Origin of the sequence: Paenibacillus sp. YPG26, assembly GCF_023704175.1 — a bacterium.
Classification (GTDB): Bacteria; Bacillota; Bacilli; order Paenibacillales; family Paenibacillaceae; genus Fontibacillus.
Map to the genome: position 1 here is coordinate 3837827 of NZ_CP084530.1, position 17473 is coordinate 3855299.

A 17473-nucleotide genomic window follows, 5' to 3' on the forward strand; every position below is an offset into this window, starting at 1 on the left:
TTTGTCTATCTTAATCCCAGTTACAGTATAGGAAGCGAAATTTAGAATCAGGGTACAGCTGCGGTTAAAATCAGATTAAAAAAACACCGGTTCTGCAGACCGCCTCCACATTGGATTTAGTCTGCAGCACCGATGCTGGTTGATCCGCAGCTCATTCGCCGCCGGTCTTTATTTTGGGATAAATGATAGCCCTGGTTCCTTCATCATCGCTCTTCAGGTTGAATGCTAGATCCATCTGTTCCAGCATCAAAGATACTATGGATAAGCCGATTCCATGTCCCTTTCGCTCCGAATCCGTCAGAATCCCCGGCCCGTGGTCTTCGATCATTAAGGCGGTGTATTCAGGCTCCTTAACTGTACGAACCGATACGTATTGTCCGTCTGCGGCATGGCGAATGATATTCTGAAGCAGATTATCCAGCACTCGCATGAACCAGGTCTTATCCACTTTCCAAACGACCGAGTCCGGCAATTCCACCTCAATCTTAAAGCCTAACTGCTCAAACACAACATACCAGGAGGACAATGAAGATCTGACCAGCTTACGAATGTCCGTCTCTTCAGAGTGCTTCGGTAATTTCCCGTTGCTGAGCAGGGTGTAGGAAGAGAGATTATCAATCAGTGTCCCTAGAAAATCCACTTTATCCTGAATGACCTGTACGGATTTTTTCCCATCCAGAGGCAACGTCTGCTGTTCCAGCCTGAAGGCATGCCAGCGGATAACGGTAAGTGGAGTCCGCAGATCATGAGACAGGTTCGCAATCAAGCTCTTGCGAAGCTCCATCTCATACTGCTCGGCCTCCTTACTCTGCTTCAGCTGCCCCACCATCCGGTTGAATGAATGCTCAAGCTGTCCTATTTCATCTTCGTATCTGACCTCCATCATCTCAGGAACTGCTTGATCCCCTTTGATCTCCATCTTGCTTTGCATCTTAACCAGCCGCTTGCGCAGCTTGTTGAAGAACATCCATGAAATGAATATGACCAAGGACCAGACTAGGAGCACCATGGCAAGCCATACCGGAACATAGTTGCTGCGCATAACATCCCACTTGGAACCGATAAGATGCTGAGGAACCTTGAGGAATACATACCCTTCGTCTTCAGCCCCTTTCAGGTACACTGCCACCGTATACATCCCGTCATTCTCGTCCTTCCGCATATAGCTGATCGCGTCCGTAATGTTCCACGCCTGCTCCTGTACCGACTTGTCAGTGATTGTCCACACGGTTCCGGATGAATTCACCCATTCCACGTAGGCGTTCAGGTAGGTATTCGCCCGCTCCAATCCATGAAGCACTTCCTCACTTGGCTGGCTCCGAAGCTCTTCAACCTTTCGCGTCCACTCCTTCTTCAATTGATCAGGATCGTAATGGACTTCTGTAGAATGCTCGCTCAGACCCGTTAACAGGAAGTAGTAAGCAAGGTTCACCCCTATAAAAGTAAGCGGAAAAATAAATATCGATAGCGCAATAATTAATAAATACCTGGTTGACAGCTTCATTGCTTCACTCTGTATCCAATACCGCGGACCGTCTCTATAATTTCGGGATTTTGCGGGTCGAGCTCCAGCTTTTGCCGCAGATAGCGAATATGGACGGCCAGTGTCTTGTCACCTTCTATGTAATCCTGCTGCCAAATTTCCTCGTAGATCTGCTCTTTGGTCATAATTTGATTCGGATGCCTTAGGAAGTAGAGAAAGATCTTGAACTGCTTCTCGGTAAGTCTGATTTCTTCCTGGGACATTAGATTCGTAATCTGCTGAGTCCTTCTGTCGAACTGAATGTGTCTGATCTGAATGATGTCGGAATGGGTTTTATCGAACCTGCGCAGCAGCACCTCTAACCGGGCCGCCAGCTCGTCGGGATGAAACGGCTTGGTCAAATAGTCATCCGCATACTCCAGTCCCTTGAGCTTATCTTCAATAGCTGTGCGGGCAGTGAGGAACAGGATCGGCAGATCGCGCCGGCTCGCCCTGATCCGCTCCCCGATAGTGAACCCGTCCAGTCCCGGCAGCATGATATCCAAGATTACGAGGTCGATCTCGACAATACCATCATGATACTGCTCAGATGAGGTCTGCCAGTTCACACTGTATCCCCTGCGCTGCAAGTCTTCGGTCACAAGCTCCCCAATCTCCAGATCATCCTCTATGTACAAAATTGCCCCTTTCATCCGGCACCCTCCCCAGGTTGAATAATACATTACATCCATAATTAACATTATTATACCAATATCCGGGCGCGAGGCGATCCTTTATCATCCTCCAAATAGGCAAAAGAGCACCGGCTGCAGATGCAGCCAGTGCCCTTCTTGCTTCTATATAACAGCTCTGTCTTGGTTATCTACTTAGCCAGCAGCTTCAAGGCTGAGGAGATGAATACCTTCATTCCGATCAAGAGTGCTTCTTCATCAATCGTAAACTTCGGATGATGGTGGGGATAGATAATCCCCTTCTCCTTGCGGCCAGCACCGATGTTGAAATAGGTACCCGGCGCGGAGTTCAAGTACGCGGAGAAGTCGTCTGCCGCCATGCTTGGCTTGATGGTATACAAGGCTTCCTCCCCGTACAGCTCCTGGATCGTCTCCGCAATCGTCTTGGTGACAGACTCATGATTAATAAGAGGACGATACCCATATTCGTAACGGAATTCGAAGGTTGCCCCATGGGCCGAAGTAATGCCCTCAATGATCTGCTTCATGCGCTTAGGCACCTCGTCGCGCAGCTCCAGATCCATGCAGCGGACCGTGCCGCATAGTTCCACACTTCCTGGAATCACGTTATGCGTGTGCCCGCCAATAAACTTCGTGACCGAGACCACCAGTGGATCCATAGGATTGACGTGTCTTGAGACAATATGCTGCAAATTATTAACCACCTGGGCACCGATTGCGATACTGTCAATGACCCTGTGCGGTTCTGCCGCATGTCCACCTTTGCCATTAATCGTAATATAGAATGTATCCGGGGAAGCAAGCATCGGGCCTGCTACAACACCGACCTTGCCCACCTCAACGGGGGATTGCAAGTGCGCGCCGATGACCGTATCCACGTCAGTCATAACACCGGCGGCGATCATCTCTTCGGCTCCTCCGGGGGGGAGCTCTTCCGCATGCTGAAATATAAAGCGGATCTCCCCTTCCAGTTCCGCTTGATGCTCGGCCATGACTTTGGCCACGCCAAGCACCGTCGCTGTATGACCATCATGCCCGCAGGCATGCATCACACCTGGATTTCCGGAGGAGTAAGGAAGACCCGTATCCTCTTCAATAGGCAGGGCATCAATGTCCGCGCGGATGGCCAGCACCTTGCCCGGGCGGGAGCCTATAAGCCGGGCCATGACACTGGTTGGAGTCGGGCGTGACACCTCCATGTGCCCCATAGCGCAAAGAGTTTCTTCTATATAATACGCCGTTTTACTTTCCTCAAAAGACAGCTCCGGATGCTGATGTAAGTAACGTCTCCAGTCGATGACTTCAGACTGTATCTCTTCTGCTCGTTCAAGCAGGCGTTGTGCCAGCGTCATAAGAGTCTCTCCTTCCGCCTACTGCTGAACGCAGTGCGCGTATTCCGACTTATTTCGTTCAATCTGTCCCAGATGCTTATCCACGTGATTACAGATGAACTTGTCTATGATATGAGCAACGGTTATAGGCTCCTCCTGCTTCAAGCCATATTTCTCCCATTCCTCTTCAGAAAGCTTGCTGAGCAGCAAGCCGTTATAGCGCGTTATGGCCTCATAAGCATTCAACATTTCACTGATATCCGTGTCGCCAAATTGCTGGTTGCTCACCCAGCTCTCATGCTGGAAGGTAACAATTTGAGTGACAGGCTCCGAGATGATCTTACGAATACGGTAGGAATTAATAATGTTGGAATCAATCAGATGACCCACAATCTCCTGAATGCTCCAAGCTTTCGCATCTGGCTTCCATGTGAGCAGATCTCCAGGTAAGCCTTCCACACTTTGTCTAATCTTCACGGCCGTCTGCTGGTAGTTATAAATGGAATCTGCTGCTTTGCTGATCCTGTTCATGCTGTCTCACCCTCTCAGTTGCATTTATTTTAGGGCTTTCTCAATATATGAGTTATCAAATACTTTACTGATATCAACCGCTTCTCTAATTGTGCCGGACTTGAGCAGAACATCAGCTGTGGATTGCATAGCCGCTTGAACTTCTCCGGTAACCGGGGTATTAATGTACTCCGTACGGTTGACCAGAGTCTTGACTAACTCAAGCTCCATCTTTTTCTCTTTGGCCAGAATCGCTGCAGCCTCATCTTTGTTGGCATTGACCCATTTCACAGTCTTCTCGTAGACCTTGAGGTATGCTGAAGTCAGATCAGGATTGTTCTTAATAAATTCGTCGCGGCCAATCATGACGGCTGGTGCAACAATGCCCAGGGAGTCAACACTTTCCACAATTCTTGCACGCTTCGCCTGAACTTCTGTAGTTACGAACGGATCCCAGATTGCCCAAGCATCCACCTTGCCTGTCTGGAACGCGGGATTGCCTTCACCAGGCTGTAGATCTACCAGTTTCACATCGGCTTCTGCCATGTTGTTCTTTTGCAGCGCTTTGATCAGGAAGATATGGCCGGATGAACCCTTCGCGACTGCAATGGTCTTGCCTTTCAGATCGGCAATGGATTTAATCGGACTATCCGGCTTGACAATCACACTGTTCTGATTGCCCTGCACGCCTGTTGTCGAGATCACCGTGAACGGCATTTTGGCTGATTTGCCTGTTACCACGGTTCCGTCACCGATAAAGGAAAAGTCCACACGGCCCGATACAAGTCCCTCCAGAAGAGGTACGCTGCTCTGGAACTCATGCCACTGTACTTTGGCATTCACTTTGGAGAATTCCTCTTCAAACCAGCCTTTCTGCTTGGCGATCGTAAGAAGGTTCAATCCTCCGTTAATCGCAATATTCACTGTGGCTTCCTTCTTGCTCGAACTGCTATTAGATGCCCCATTACTTGTAGATCCAGTGCTGTTGCAGGCAGATAGAATCAGGGCAGTAATCATAGCCATTAATAGCACGGTGATTTTGGGTTGTCTGGTTGACTTCGTATTCATTGGTCAAAACTCCTTTTTCTCGTATAATCCTATTCTATTATTCCCTAGTAATGTAGTGAAGATACTATGAATTATGGTATTATAACTATTAGTTATGTTAAAAAAGGAGACTTAATATGAATATTGAACAGTTTGAATATATAGATGCCATTTCCCGGACAGGCTCCATATCCCTGGCTGCCGAACAAATCCATGTCAGCCAGGCCGCAATAAGCAAATCCATCTCCAAGCTGGAGCAGGAGCTGGGGTTCAAGCTGTTCACCCGCTCACGCACAGGCACGGAGGCAACCCCCCGCGGCAGCATCATAATCGAGAAGATTCGCAGCATCCTCTCCACCATTGAGGAGATCAGGGAAGAAGCACAGATAGAGAAGCAGCTCATCGACGGGGAAGTCCGCTTGTCGATTGGCCCGAACTTTATGGCGGTGCTTACCCAGTCTATCATTTCTTTCAAGAAAGCTTATCCCAATGTGGATCTGTCCATAGTGAGCAGAAGCACCGAAGAGGTTATTCAGGATCTGAATGAGGACCGCGCCGACCTCGGTCTGATCTATATCCACAATCTGAACAAGAATCACATGAAGGATCTTACGATTAACAAAATACTGGATTCCAGAATTGTGGTATGTGCCGGACGGGGAACAACGCTTGCTTCAAGAAAGAGCGTATCCCCGCAGGACCTGCTGTCCCATACGTTCGTCAATATCGATGGCGTGTTCTCGAATTGGTACCTGGAAGACTTCACTAACAAGTACGGTCCTGTCAATCTCATCTTCAAGTCCAACAATATTGAGCTGCTCAAAAGAACGATTGCCCAGGGCGCCGCTATCGGCATGTTCATTGAGTACAGCATGGTGAATGACCCGCTGATCCAGAACGGGGATATTGTCATTATCCCCCTAATTAATCATGAGCCTCTTCATATCTCTCTAGGCTGGGCACGCACCAACTATAAGCATTTTTCTATTGCCCAAAGGGAGTTTCTAAAGTATTTGATTCATGAATATCAAAATACGAACCCGAGTTCAGTATGAGATAAGCCCGTCTATTAATCTATTGACAATGAACTTCTGCGTCTGTTAGTATCCGTAATAAATTCTAGAACGACACAGGGTATCGTTACAGGGGGAGACCGGAATGACATCAGCCGCATTAGAAATCAGCCACTTGACCAAGACGTTTCGTACAGATAACAAAGAAAATCAAGTGCTTGATCATATTGAATTCACTCTGAGCGAACAGGAATTTGTGTCGATTATCGGACCGAGCGGCTGTGGGAAGAGCACGCTGCTAAAGATCGTCGCTGGCCTGGATATGCAGTACGAGGGTCAGGTACGGCTTAATGGCAAGGATAATGTTGGACCGAGCAAGAATAAAGGATTTATTTTTCAGGAGCATCGTCTATTTCCATGGGCAACCGTTGAGAAGAATATAGCCGCGGAGCTATCCCTCAAGAACAAGGAGGTTCGGGAGCGGGTAGATGCCATGATTAATCTGGTCAGGTTAACCGGATTCGAGAAGGCTTATCCGAAGCAGCTCTCCGGAGGCATGTCCCAGCGGGTCGCTATTGCACGGGCTTTGATGCGCAGCCCCGAGATTCTGCTGCTGGACGAGCCCTTCGGTGCCCTTGATGCCTTTACACGTAACCATATGCAGGAATCCCTGCTGGATATCTGGCGTGAGAACAAAACCTCCATGCTGCTTGTGACCCATGATATTGACGAAGCCATATTCTTATCGAACCGCGTTATCGTCATGGATGCCAAGCCTGGACGGATCAAAGCGATTATTCCCATCGACCTGCCATTTCCAAGAGACCGGCTCAGCAGTTCATTTCAGGAGCTGCGAACTCACGTAATTAGCGCACTCGCCGACAAGGAGCAGACGGTCGAAGATTGGTCTGTCTAACATCATAAGAAAGGTTGTTCCCTCATGCAGAAAAAAGAATTCTCGCACCACCTCGTACGGGGAAGTCTCATTCCCGCAATCGTACTCATCTTATGGCAGACAGCCTCCTCGCTCGAGTGGATTTCGGCCCAGCTATTCCCGCCTCCTCTCACTATTCTGCACAGCTTCTACGAAGTCACAGTATCCGGCGAACTATGGCACCATCTGAAGCCAAGTATCATGCGGGCTATGTCCGGATTCCTGATCGGCGGCGGGTCCGGTCTGTTAATAGGTCTATTAGTTGGACTATTCAAGCGTTCAGAGCAGCTGCTTGATCCGACCATTCAAATGCTGCGGACCGTCCCTTTGCTGGCGATTACGCCTTTGTTCATCTTGTGGCTGGGATTCGGTGAGGTGTCCAAAGTGCTGCTAATATCTATGGGAGCCTTCTTCCCCATGTATGTCAATTCGTTCCTGGGCGTTCGCAACGTGGATGCCAAGCTGTTCGATGTGGCCCGCGTGCTGGAGTTCAGTCGCATTCAACAAGTGACCAAGGTCATTCTGCCGGGGGCTATGCCGAATGTCCTGCTAGGGGTTCGCTTATCCCTAAGTACTTCCTGGCTGTGCCTGGTGGTTGCTGAACTAATGGGTGCAGACCGGGGCATCGGCTATTTGATTCAGGACGCGAGGGCTTATATGCGGACAGATATCGTATTTGTCGGGATCATCGTCTTCGCTGTGGCCGGTAAGCTGACCGACTCCTTCGTGCGTTTCTTGGAGAAGCGGCTGCTGAAATGGCAGGATATTTACCGCGGATAACTCTAATTGATTGTAAGCCAGTAATGGCCGCATTGCTATATGCGGTTGTTACTGGCTTTTCTTTTGCCATTATCGTGGGGTATGTCAAACCAAAGTTAACTCCACGTATACCCGAATGAGCGGATTAACCCCCGCTTAACCCTGGCTTTATGCCTCTGTAACATAGATTGCCTAGTATGGAGAAATGTCCATGCGAAAATTTTGTCGAAGGACTAACAAAGGCGTCTATTTGGAGAGGGAGAGTTGCTTTGAACAGGAATCTTAAATTACGAAACTGGTTATCTATACTGATGATCAGCAGCATGGTGCTTGGCTCAGCTTTGCCTGCGGCAGGGGCTGCAGAGGAGACAGGCGCCATTCCGTCCCCAGTGACCGCAACCGGTGGAACTGCTGAGGGAGCATCCGCTACAGGAACAGGGGGAGAAGCTCCTGTGGAAGAGAATTCAGAGCAGGCGGCCCGTGATGAACAGACCGAGCCTGCTCTGACGCCTACATATACGGCACCAACTAATGGCAGTCCGAAGCTGCTTACGGAGCAGGTGAACACGCCGGCGCTGCTGATTACGCAGATCGTGCCGGATACAAGCAACATTCCGGAGCTGCTTCCCGATGGAACCCCATCCAGCACCGGCTCCGTGGATGGTTATGAGTCCATTGAGGTGTATAACAACACCACTAAGGAAGTGGACTTCGAGCAGTATGATTTCTATTACGTCAACGGCTCTACAGAGACAAAGTGGGCAGTAAATTCAGGTTCAGCTGTAAAGATTCCACCCCGCGAAGCTGTTGTCTTCTGGGTGCAGAACAGCAGCAACCAGGAGCTGGCCGCGGACTCCTTCAATACCAATTATACCCGGGCGGATTACACCTCTTCTCTGGTAGAAGGCAAGAATCTGTTCCGCCAGCAAGGCGGCAATGGCATGGCCAATACGGGGACCCGTTCCCTGATCATCCGGACCAAGCAGGGAGCCGACCTGGTGAAGGCTGAATATACGATTGCCTCAGGGAAATCCAAGGCCAATCACGGTATCCGCTTCGGTTATCCCGTAGATGGCGGCTTGAAAATGATCATGGAGGCTCAGCCTGAGTCCCTGCCCGCCACTCCGGGACAGCTGCAGGAATCGCAGATTCCTCCGCAGCCGTCTACTCCGGAAGAGCCGGGTACTGGCACACTTCAGATCACGCATGTGCCTGCTGCCCAAGCACAGGGCCTGAAGGATCTGCCTATCACGGCCCAGATCCAGAATCCGGATAATACGTCTGGAAGCAGCCTGTCGGCAGAGCTGCTGTATAAGACGCCTTCCCAGGCGCGATATAAGGTGATTCCACTTCCCCAGAAGGGCGGCAGCGAATACTCCGCTGTCATCCCGGCTGCTGCACTCGCTGAATCCAAGCTGGATTATAAGATCCGGGTGAATTCGGTTGAACAGGCATACTCGGTTGATGTGGACCTGCCTGCGTTCGACCCTGTGAAGGCACCAGTTCTGCTTGTGACCAAGGTGGTACCTAATACCACTAATGTGCCAGGGACATCGTCAGATGCCTATGAATTCATTGAAGTCTACAACAACACGGATCAGCCGGTTGATTTCAACAACTACAAAGTTTATTACCGTTATCCCGACTCCGGCATACAGGCCGATGCCAAGTGGCCGTCCAATAAAGAACAATTCATAATTCCTGCCGGCAAGTCGGTTGTCTTCTGGATTAAGAATGGGGCCAACGCCAGTTATACGGCCGCTGATTTTAACGCATTTTACCAGACCTCCCTTACCCTAGACAGCAACCTGTTCACCATTGAGAGTGGAGGGCTGGCCAACTCCGGCCGCCGTGCCGTTGTAATCAAGACGAACACAGAGAAAGAAGTCTCTGCCGCTTATTATGACGCGGATACGCTATATGAGGGCGGAACTAAAGGAGATGAGACGAAGGAAAATACCGCACTTCTATACAAATATCCGGTCAGCGGCACCACGATGATCAAGATGAGCTCCGGACTGGTGAAGGCTGTTCCGGGTGTGGACAACGAGGCTGTACCTTCCACCCCTGTACATGTTGAGCCGGATCTTCAGGCGCCTACTGTGAAGGATCTAACCGGAATAACCACCGTGGATCAATCCAAGAGCATCGACCTCAAGGTGGATGCCAAGGATGACAAGCAGGTCGTCTCGGTCAAAATCTACACCAAATCCGATAAACAGCAGGATTTCGTGGAACACAATCTCGCCGAGGACTACGGAGACCGTCTGTACCATTACCCTCTGTCCTCCGCAGATTTGATCGGTAGAAAGTCTCTAACTTACTATTTTGCCGCTTCAGATGGAACTCAAGTTATCAAGTCTGAGACCAAGATCATATCCATTACAGGAGGACCTAGCGGGGAGGATCTTCGCCTGAACTTCAAGGATGGAGACTTGGTCAAAGATACCCGTACACTCAAAGGAGCTGCCCGTAATACCGCACCGGGTTCACTCAAGCTCAGCATTGATGGCAAGGAAATCTCTAAGGAAGCGTATGCCGCCCTTGAGCATGATGCGTATTTCGTCTTTGACGCCAAGAATGTCGATTACTACTTCAAGAATGCGGTGACGATGGGGGAACCTGCCGCGGGCAGTGAGGATAAGACGATCCTGTACACGTTCCTCGACCCTATTCCCACTTATACGACCCTGTCCTATCCGATTGACGCCGACCGGCTGCAGCTCGGGACGGACAATGTCATTTATATCCGGGCTGGCTCCAAGTCATCCCCGTTCGATCCGAGACCGGGCGAGAATAAAGATGATTTCGAGATCAGAAATGTACGTCTTCTGTTAGCCGACGGAACCGAAATATGGGACCCTGCGTACAGCACCCCGGACAAAGAGATTAAAATGGGAGACAGCTCCGGGAAGTCGGAATCCATTGGCTTCCGCTTTAATCTGACCTCATCCATGCTTCAAGCCCAAGCCTACAGCTGGGACACCAAGAATTATGAAGATGGAGTGCATCAAGTAAAGGTTGAGAATCAAGAGAAGTCCCTAGCTGCCAAGGTCACTGTGGATAATACGCCTCCATCCATTACACCGAACTTGGAAGAAGGCAAGGAATACCGGGGTGCCTTTACGATTAATGCCAAGATTGAGGATAAACTGGCCGGTGTGGATCAAGTAGAAGTGAAGCTGGATGGCGAGGTCATACACCTGCCTTATGCTGCAACCTCAGGGACCCTGAAGCCGGGACCTCATGAATTGTCCATTCAGGCTGCGGATACAATTGGCAATACCACACAGACAAAGGTAACCTTCAAGGTTCCCAATGAGAACCCCTTGAATCCCGAATTGGTGGCACCAGCCCAGGGGCAGAGCAGCCTTGGGAACAACGCCAAGCTAACTGTCAAGGTGCAGGATCCTACGGGCGACCCTCTTAAGATCAGCTTTTATAAAGGATTCAAGTATGATGGCAGCCGTGCGGAAGGATTCGCAGGTTATAAGAATGCGTCTGTAACCGAACCCCCGAGGGAGAAGGTTCCCGCTGGTGAGCTGGCCCTGACGGAGGAAGAATATGCCCAAATCAGCAAGCTGGATGGCAAATACCTGGTCAATGACTCTGATGAGAAATTCCCATACCAGCGGTTCGAAGTGAAGCTTGATCCTACCGTGAAGTCAACGGATCAGGTGGAGATCGAATGGAAAGGCAAGTCGCTCGAGGGACGGAAGGTGAGCCTGTACGCGTGGAGCAAGTCCTCAGGTGTGTGGGAGCTGCTTGATCATGTGATTGCTGGAAGTGAGGACTTCCAGTTACATGCCAAGGTAACCGCAGGCAAATATGCGGATGGACAAGTTATTCAAGTGCTGGTACAGGACGAGATCGCTTCTCCTGCCGCCGCTAAGTCAGGCCCTATTACAGAAGATCCGTATGACTTCTCATTTATATGGATGTCCGATACCCAATATTATTCACAAAGCTTCCCATATATTTACCAGAAGAACGTGAAGTGGATTGCGGACAACAAGGACAAGCTTAACCTGAAGTATGTGATCCATACCGGAGATATTGTAGATAAATCGTATCAGGAATATCAATGGCAGGAAGCCGATAAGAACATGAAGGTGCTTGAAAATGCCGATATCCCTTACGGGGTTCTTGCGGGAAATCATGATGTGAATCATCAGGAGAACGACTATACGAAGTACTGGGAGTATTTCGGCGAGTCCCGGTTCAAGAATATGCCTACTTTTGCCGGCTCTTATAAGAACAATCGCGGGCATTACGATCTCGTGTCCGCCGGAGGAAATGACTTTATCATCGTCTATATGGGCTGGGGACTCGGAGACAAGGAAATCGAATGGATGAACGAAATTGTATCCAAATATCCGGAGCGGAAAGCCATACTCGCTCTGCATGAGTACATGCTTGTATCCAACAACCGGGCACCTATCGCGGATAAAATCTACGAGAAAGTCGTTCTACCGAACAAGAATGTGTTCGCCACGCTCTCGGGCCATTACCATGATGCCCAGTTAAAAGTGGATGAGATCGACGATAATGGCGACAAAGTGCCTGACCGCAAAGTCTATCAAATGCTGGCCGATTACCAAGGCGCACCGGAAGGCGGGCTTGGATATATCCGCTTGATGCAGTTCGATATGAAGAACAACAAGCTTCACATGAAGACGTATTCTCCTTATCTGGATAAATACAACTTCTATGATCCGGCCGAAAATCCTAAATATCAGGGCAAGGACGAATTCTCCCTCGACCTGGACCTTCAGCCGCGTACCAAGCGAGTGGCCACCGACTATTTCGGTGTGAAAGTCTACACAGATCAGCTGATTGGAAGCAGTCTGAATGTGAAGAGTGGCAGCCAGACTTCGGTCCAATGGAACTCTCTTCAACCGGACAGTTACATCCAGTGGTATGTGAAAGCGGAAGATGGATTCAGCGGCAGCAAGCTGTCTGACATCTGGGGCTTCTATAGTGGTAAGAGCACAGATGGTGGAGGAATGCCGGGCAATCCGGGGAACAACCCATCCGAAGGAAGTTCACCGGCTCCTGTGCAGCCAACTGTGCCGGGAGCTAAGCCAGGCGCAATTGAGGTGAAGGCATCTGGCGACGGGACTTACACAATCACTGATGAGGCCATGAAGAAAGCCGCCTCCGAAGCCGCTGACGGGAAAGTTCAAGTCGAACTGAAGGGTTCAACTGGCGGGCAGCAGAATTCGAGATTGGTCATGGATACCGCGGCTCTGCAGAGTGTCACAGACCGCAAGCTGACGATGGAGATTATCTCACCGACAGCAGCCCTGACACTACCGGGATCCTCCCTGCCTAAGGGCTTGGCGGAAGCAGATAAGCTGGTTGTGGACATCGACACAACCTTGGATTCAGACATGAAGGCTCGCCTGACCGCTGCCGCTGGCAGCCGTGGGGAGCTCACCTCAAACGGATTGGTCTTCAATCTGGGGATGACGCTTGCCAAGGGGCAATCCGCGGCAGCGATTCATCAATTGAGCGGCCCTGTTACGATTACCCGGACGCTGACCGATGAGCAGAAGACGCAGCTGAATCGGGATTATGCCGGCGTGTATAAGCTGAGTGCTGGACAAGCCGAATACATCGGTGGACAATTTAGCGGATCAACAGTAAGCTTCACCACCGATCAACTCGGGGAGTTCGCCATAATGGAGTATCATAAACGGTTCGCGGATCTATCAGGAGGATGGGCGGATGAATTCATCACCAAGCTCGCCGCCAAGCACATCATTACAGAAATAGACGAGAACCGGTTCGGGCCGAATCAGGATATAACCCGTGCGGATTTTGCCATCCTTGCCGTAAGGTCCCTGACAGAGCAAGCTTCGGAATCCACGTCTGCCTTTGAAGATGTGACCTCGAACGCCTATTTCTCAGGATATATAGCTAAAGCTGCAGAACTGGGCATTATGCAGGGAAGCGGCGGGCAGTTCCGCCCTATGGACCCGATTACCCGGGAAGAGGCGGCCGCTGTACTGATGAATCTGGCTGGGAGAATGAACAAAACACCACAAACAAGTGGATCTTCAGCTGCATTCACTGATACATCGGAGATCTCCGGCTGGGCCAAATCAGCCGTGGTCCAAGCCCAGGCGCTGGGCTTGATCAATGGCAAAGGCGGTAACCGGTTTGATCCGAAGGATCAGGTAACCCGCGCAGAACTGTCCAAAATGCTCTACAAGCTGCTTGCATATCCTTCAAGCTCGAACTAATCTCAGATCGTACCAAAAGAGACCCCGCGGGGTCTCCTTGGTACGATTTTTTTATTTAGTTGGGTAGCCATCTATGTCTGGTCATGTGACCGAAGCTGCATGTAAGCGATCATCTAATCCCAACAACTATGCTGGAAATAGCATCTTACTTTTTGCAACCTCTATACCTTACTCCTGCTCCTTGATCACCTGCTCAACCCCAAGCAGTATCAGCTTCAATCCGAACTCAAAAGCCCTGTCGGTCCCCATCAGCTCGAACAGCCCGTTCGTGAACATGTTTCGGAACAGTCCCGCTTCCGACTCGCTCATGGAGCCCAGCAGCCTGTTCATCTCCTCCCCCGGAAGCTCCTTCTGTTCCTTAAGAATAGCAGCGACATTACGCTGGTGCTGATAAGCATCCAGAACAAAATAGTAGACGTAGTTCACAAGGGTGACAACGACTTGCATCTTCTGTTCCTGGTCAAGTGGAGTCGATTCCACACACAGCAGCATACGGTTGGTGAACCGAATGATGTCAGGTTCGTGGGGCAGCGTCATCATCATGAGCTGCGTGGAGCAGGGATACCGGCTGAGCACGCTTCGTACCGTTACTGCGAGCTCCGTCAGCTGTTCCTTCCAGTCTCCCTCGGAACTGAACTCTTCCAGAATGTTTTTCGAGACCTGGTTAGCAAGACGCTGGTAGAGATCCTGCTTACTCTTGAAGTACCAGTACAAAGAAGGGGCCTGAATCCCCAGCCGGTCGGCCAACCGCCTCATACTGAATTTTTCAATGCCCTCCTCACCAAGAAGCTCCCATGAAGCCTCCAGAATTTTATCCTCTGAGATCTGAGGCTGCTGTTTTCTCATCGTTATCCGTCCTTTTATCTAACAGTGTAAGTTTATGCTTTACAGGTTCATAGGTTCATGATATCATCTAACACTGTAAGGTTCAAACTAACACTGTTAGATGGTGGCTCGAAAATAAAATAGAAAGTGGTGATCCACATGGATTCGGAAAACCTTTATTACTTTGAGAAAGCACCGATTGCCAAAGCCGTAGCTCACTTCGCTGTACCCATGATGCTAGGCACATCAATGAGTGTCATCTATTCCATTCTGAATGCCTATTTCCTTGGCACACTCCACAACACAGCCATGCTCACCGCACTTGCGCTAACCTTGCCATTATTCGCTGTCATCATGGCGCTTGGGAACTTGATTGGCATCGGCAGCGGCACATTCATCTCCCGTCTGCTGGGAGAGAGACAGTACGATGAGGTCAAGCACGTGTCTTCGTTCGCTTTTTACAGCAGCTTAGTTCTCGGTCTTATTGTGATGGCTGTAGGACTTCCGCTGATCGATTCGATCGTACATGGCCTGGGAGCAACGCAGGACTCTTTCGGCTTCACGAAGGATTATGTGACAATCATGCTTATCGGTTCACCCTTCGTCGTATTATTCTTCACAATGGAGAATATGGTGCGCTCGGAGGGATCAGCCGTCACATCCATGGCCGGCATGATGCTCAGTGTTGTCGTGAACATTATTCTCGACGCGTTAGTCATCTATGTGTTCCACTGGGGCGTGATCGGCGTTGCGTCTGCTACGGTCATTTCTAACATAGCTGCGAGCACTTTCTACGCCTTCCATATGGGGTATAAGAGCCAATTCTTAACGATCTCCGTCCGGTGGTTCAAGGTGACCAGGGACATTCTGGGCAATGTATTCAAAATTGGAGTTCCCGTGTTTATTATGAGTATCTTCCTCGGTGGGATGTCACTTATTTTCAACCATTATCTTGTTGAATACGGGGATCAGGCCGTGGCCGCTTACGGGATTTCTTCACGGCTTCTGCAATTTCCTGAGTTCATTCTGATGGGGTTGTGCGAAGGGGTCGTGCCGCTCATTGCTTTCTCTTTCACAGCGAATAAACTGCGTATGAAGACCACCATTGGATTTACGATTAAAGCGATAATGACGCTTGCCGCCCTCTTCGGGGTCATGGTCTATTTGATTTCCGACCACCTCATTGGCCTGTTTACGAATGACCCGCAATTAGTCGAAATGGGCAGCTACATTCTGCATGTGACGTTCTTATCCTTGTTCATCACCGGAATGACCACTTTGTTCACGGGGATCTTTCAGGCCACAGCGCAAGGAACGGCCGCGTTCATCATGTCCGTTATTCAAGGAATTACATTGATTCCTGTACTCTACATCGCAAGTCGCATGAACGGCTTCCACGGAGTGGTCTGGTCACTCGTCATTGCGGATGCCGCCGCGTTCCTTGTTGGCGCCATTATGCTGTATGTTCTGCGGGGCAAATTGCAGCCGGACCTGGATAGTTTGGTGCATTGAATTATAGGTAACACGGGAAAAAGGCAGGATAAGGGTACTCCCTGATCTGCCCTCTTCTCGTACAAGGACGGGGAACTAGCTGTTGCCCTGTTCAAAAAATACGCACGGACCTGTACATTCTCTCTTACTCAGCACATATCTCCGAATTACAAGGTCACCGATTGCTCTGAGGCCGCTGTGATATTGCCTCCTGAGTTCTTATCTTCAATCTGCCACAGACCTTTGGATGCCATGCCAGCCGCCCTACTATTTCCTTTTCACCGTGCTGTTCAACCCTGCAGCCTGCCTCATCAGAATCGCCCGGATCACGAACCAAAACAGGATATAGGTGACAAGAAATATTCCTGCGCCCATCAACAGCGGCGTAAGCCTCACCGGGAACCAGCCTACGCTTACAGCAAGGGGAAAGAACACTACGAGCGACAATAGAAAGTGTATAACAACCTGCTTAAGCGGACTCCAACTCTCCTTGTCAAAGATAAATGAGGCCGCCCCAAAATACCCGCCCATGACCATACTCCCCATCAGATTAAGCCAGATACTTGTTACCGTAGCCTCAGTATCAGTAATAACAAGAATTCCAATGGCAATCAGCGACAAGACGGCAGCTGCGCCGAACCCTGTCCATACTCGTCTTATAATATTACTGACCATCAGATCCACCTCCAAATATTAATTTCTTCTTCAATTCCGATACATAACCCCGGGATACATATTCCTTATTCCCTGATTTGAAATACACGCAGAGGTTCCCGTTGAACGATAATTCAAACCGCTCGATCTGATTCAAGTTGCCGATCACCGATTTCGAGAACCGTGTGAATTCATCCGCAAGAATCTCCTCCACTTCATACAGCTTCATTCTCAGCTCTACCCGTTGATTCTGAATGGATGCGAACACCTTCCGATGTTCGGAATACACATAGTCAATTCCACCCGGATCAAGCAGAATCGATTGTTCATCCTCCACTCCAATTAGCCGTTTCACCGTCTTCCCCTGCAGCTTATTCATCAGCAGCGCAAGTTCCGCATTCCATTCCTTCGCTTTGACGGTGATGGTTGTCTCCGTATATTGCTCGTTAATTTCCACTTCAACTTTCATTGTACTCTCACTCCCCG

The 17473-nt window shown here is 49.9% G+C and carries 13 protein-coding genes; 5 read left to right on the forward strand and 8 right to left on the reverse strand.

Annotated elements, in window-relative coordinates; genetic code table 11:
• Window positions 1-151: 151 nt before the first annotated feature.
• From LDO05_RS18235 to LDO05_RS18255, 5 genes are all read right to left on the reverse strand, one after another.
• On the reverse strand, window positions 152-1504 hold the full coding sequence (locus LDO05_RS18235) for a sensor histidine kinase (RefSeq protein ID WP_251376723.1): 1353 nt from the start codon (window positions 1502-1504) through the stop codon (window positions 152-154).
• Window positions 1501-2175, reverse strand: coding sequence for a response regulator transcription factor (locus tag LDO05_RS18240; protein ID WP_251376724.1), 675 nt, complete (start codon window positions 2173-2175; stop codon window positions 1501-1503). Before LDO05_RS18240 ends, LDO05_RS18235 begins: the two co-directional genes overlap by 4 nt.
• Window positions 2176-2345: 170 nt before the next feature.
• Window positions 2346-3527, reverse strand: a complete 1182-nt coding sequence (locus LDO05_RS18245) for an amidohydrolase (protein ID WP_251376725.1) — start codon at window positions 3525-3527, stop codon at window positions 2346-2348.
• Window positions 3528-3545: 18 nt separating this feature from the next.
• The gene (locus tag LDO05_RS18250) at window positions 3546-4037 is read right to left on the reverse strand and encodes a DinB family protein (RefSeq protein ID WP_251376726.1); all 492 of its coding nucleotides are present in this window, start codon (window positions 4035-4037) and stop codon (window positions 3546-3548) included.
• Between the two features lie 24 nt (window positions 4038-4061).
• Window positions 4062-5084 carry an aliphatic sulfonate ABC transporter substrate-binding protein gene (locus tag LDO05_RS18255; RefSeq protein ID WP_251376727.1) on the reverse strand — a complete coding sequence of 341 codons (1023 nt, stop codon included), beginning with the start codon at window positions 5082-5084 and terminating at the stop codon, window positions 4062-4064.
• Window positions 5085-5200: 116 nt separating this feature from the next.
• On the opposite strand from LDO05_RS18255, the gene LDO05_RS18260 reads away from it, so the two are divergent.
• The 4 genes from LDO05_RS18260 to LDO05_RS18275 all read left to right on the forward strand — a co-directional run bounded on the left by LDO05_RS18260 (window position 5201) and on the right by LDO05_RS18275 (window position 14017).
• Window positions 5201-6118 (forward strand): LysR family transcriptional regulator, encoded by a 918-nt coding sequence (locus tag LDO05_RS18260; protein WP_251376728.1) that lies wholly within the window; start codon window positions 5201-5203, stop codon window positions 6116-6118.
• Window positions 6119-6221: 103 nt separating this feature from the next.
• On the forward strand, window positions 6222-6992 hold the full coding sequence (locus LDO05_RS18265; RefSeq protein ID WP_251376729.1) for an ABC transporter ATP-binding protein: 771 nt from the start codon (window positions 6222-6224) through the stop codon (window positions 6990-6992).
• A 24-nt stretch (window positions 6993-7016) separates the two neighbouring features.
• Window positions 7017-7790: an ABC transporter permease gene (locus LDO05_RS18270; RefSeq protein WP_251376730.1), complete on the forward strand. Its 774-nt coding sequence runs from the start codon at window positions 7017-7019 to the stop codon at window positions 7788-7790.
• A 248-nt stretch (window positions 7791-8038) separates the two neighbouring features.
• Window positions 8039-14017, forward strand: coding sequence for an S-layer homology domain-containing protein (locus LDO05_RS18275; protein ID WP_251376731.1), 5979 nt, complete (start codon window positions 8039-8041; stop codon window positions 14015-14017).
• A 168-nt stretch (window positions 14018-14185) separates the two neighbouring features.
• On the opposite strand, the gene LDO05_RS18280 is transcribed toward LDO05_RS18275, so the two are convergent.
• Window positions 14186-14863, reverse strand: a complete 678-nt coding sequence (locus LDO05_RS18280; protein ID WP_251376732.1) for a TetR/AcrR family transcriptional regulator — start codon at window positions 14861-14863, stop codon at window positions 14186-14188.
• A 138-nt stretch (window positions 14864-15001) separates the two neighbouring features.
• Here LDO05_RS18280 and LDO05_RS18285 point away from each other — a divergent pair, with 138 nt between their 5' ends.
• Window positions 15002-16354 carry an MATE family efflux transporter gene (locus LDO05_RS18285; RefSeq protein WP_251376733.1) on the forward strand — a complete coding sequence of 451 codons (1353 nt, stop codon included), beginning with the start codon at window positions 15002-15004 and terminating at the stop codon, window positions 16352-16354.
• A 246-nt stretch (window positions 16355-16600) separates the two neighbouring features.
• Here the strand turns inward: LDO05_RS18285 and LDO05_RS18290 are convergent, their stop codons facing one another.
• Entirely contained in the window at window positions 16601-17008 is a 408-nt protein-coding gene (locus LDO05_RS18290) for a DUF3021 domain-containing protein (RefSeq protein WP_251376734.1), read from the reverse strand.
• Window positions 16998-17456 (reverse strand): LytTR family DNA-binding domain-containing protein, encoded by a 459-nt coding sequence (locus LDO05_RS18295; protein WP_251376735.1) that lies wholly within the window; start codon window positions 17454-17456, stop codon window positions 16998-17000. The genes LDO05_RS18290 and LDO05_RS18295 overlap by 11 nt, the downstream gene beginning before the upstream one ends.
• Window positions 17457-17473: the final 17 nt, after the last annotated feature.

What these genes read in the sequence shown, in the direction of transcription:
- LDO05_RS18235 (WP_251376723.1), bottom strand. Translation starts at nt 1,504, where the DNA reads ATGAAGCTGTCAACCAGGTATTTATTAATTATTGCGCTATCGATATTT.
- LDO05_RS18240 (WP_251376724.1), bottom strand. Translation starts at nt 2,175, where the DNA reads ATGAAAGGGGCAATTTTGTACATAGAGGATGATCTGGAGATTGGGGAG.
- LDO05_RS18245 (WP_251376725.1), bottom strand. Translation starts at nt 3,527, where the DNA reads ATGACGCTGGCACAACGCCTGCTTGAACGAGCAGAAGAGATACAGTCT.
- LDO05_RS18250 (WP_251376726.1), bottom strand. Translation starts at nt 4,037, where the DNA reads ATGAACAGGATCAGCAAAGCAGCAGATTCCATTTATAACTACCAGCAG.
- LDO05_RS18255 (WP_251376727.1), bottom strand. Translation starts at nt 5,084, where the DNA reads ATGAATACGAAGTCAACCAGACAACCCAAAATCACCGTGCTATTAATG.
- LDO05_RS18260 (WP_251376728.1), top strand. Translation starts at nt 5,201, where the DNA reads ATGAATATTGAACAGTTTGAATATATAGATGCCATTTCCCGGACAGGC.
- LDO05_RS18265 (WP_251376729.1), top strand. Translation starts at nt 6,222, where the DNA reads ATGACATCAGCCGCATTAGAAATCAGCCACTTGACCAAGACGTTTCGT.
- LDO05_RS18270 (WP_251376730.1), top strand. Translation starts at nt 7,017, where the DNA reads ATGCAGAAAAAAGAATTCTCGCACCACCTCGTACGGGGAAGTCTCATT.
- LDO05_RS18280 (WP_251376732.1), bottom strand. Translation starts at nt 14,863, where the DNA reads ATGAGAAAACAGCAGCCTCAGATCTCAGAGGATAAAATTCTGGAGGCT.
- LDO05_RS18285 (WP_251376733.1), top strand. Translation starts at nt 15,002, where the DNA reads ATGGATTCGGAAAACCTTTATTACTTTGAGAAAGCACCGATTGCCAAA.
- LDO05_RS18290 (WP_251376734.1), bottom strand. Translation starts at nt 17,008, where the DNA reads ATGGTCAGTAATATTATAAGACGAGTATGGACAGGGTTCGGCGCAGCT.
- LDO05_RS18295 (WP_251376735.1), bottom strand. Translation starts at nt 17,456, where the DNA reads ATGAAAGTTGAAGTGGAAATTAACGAGCAATATACGGAGACAACCATC.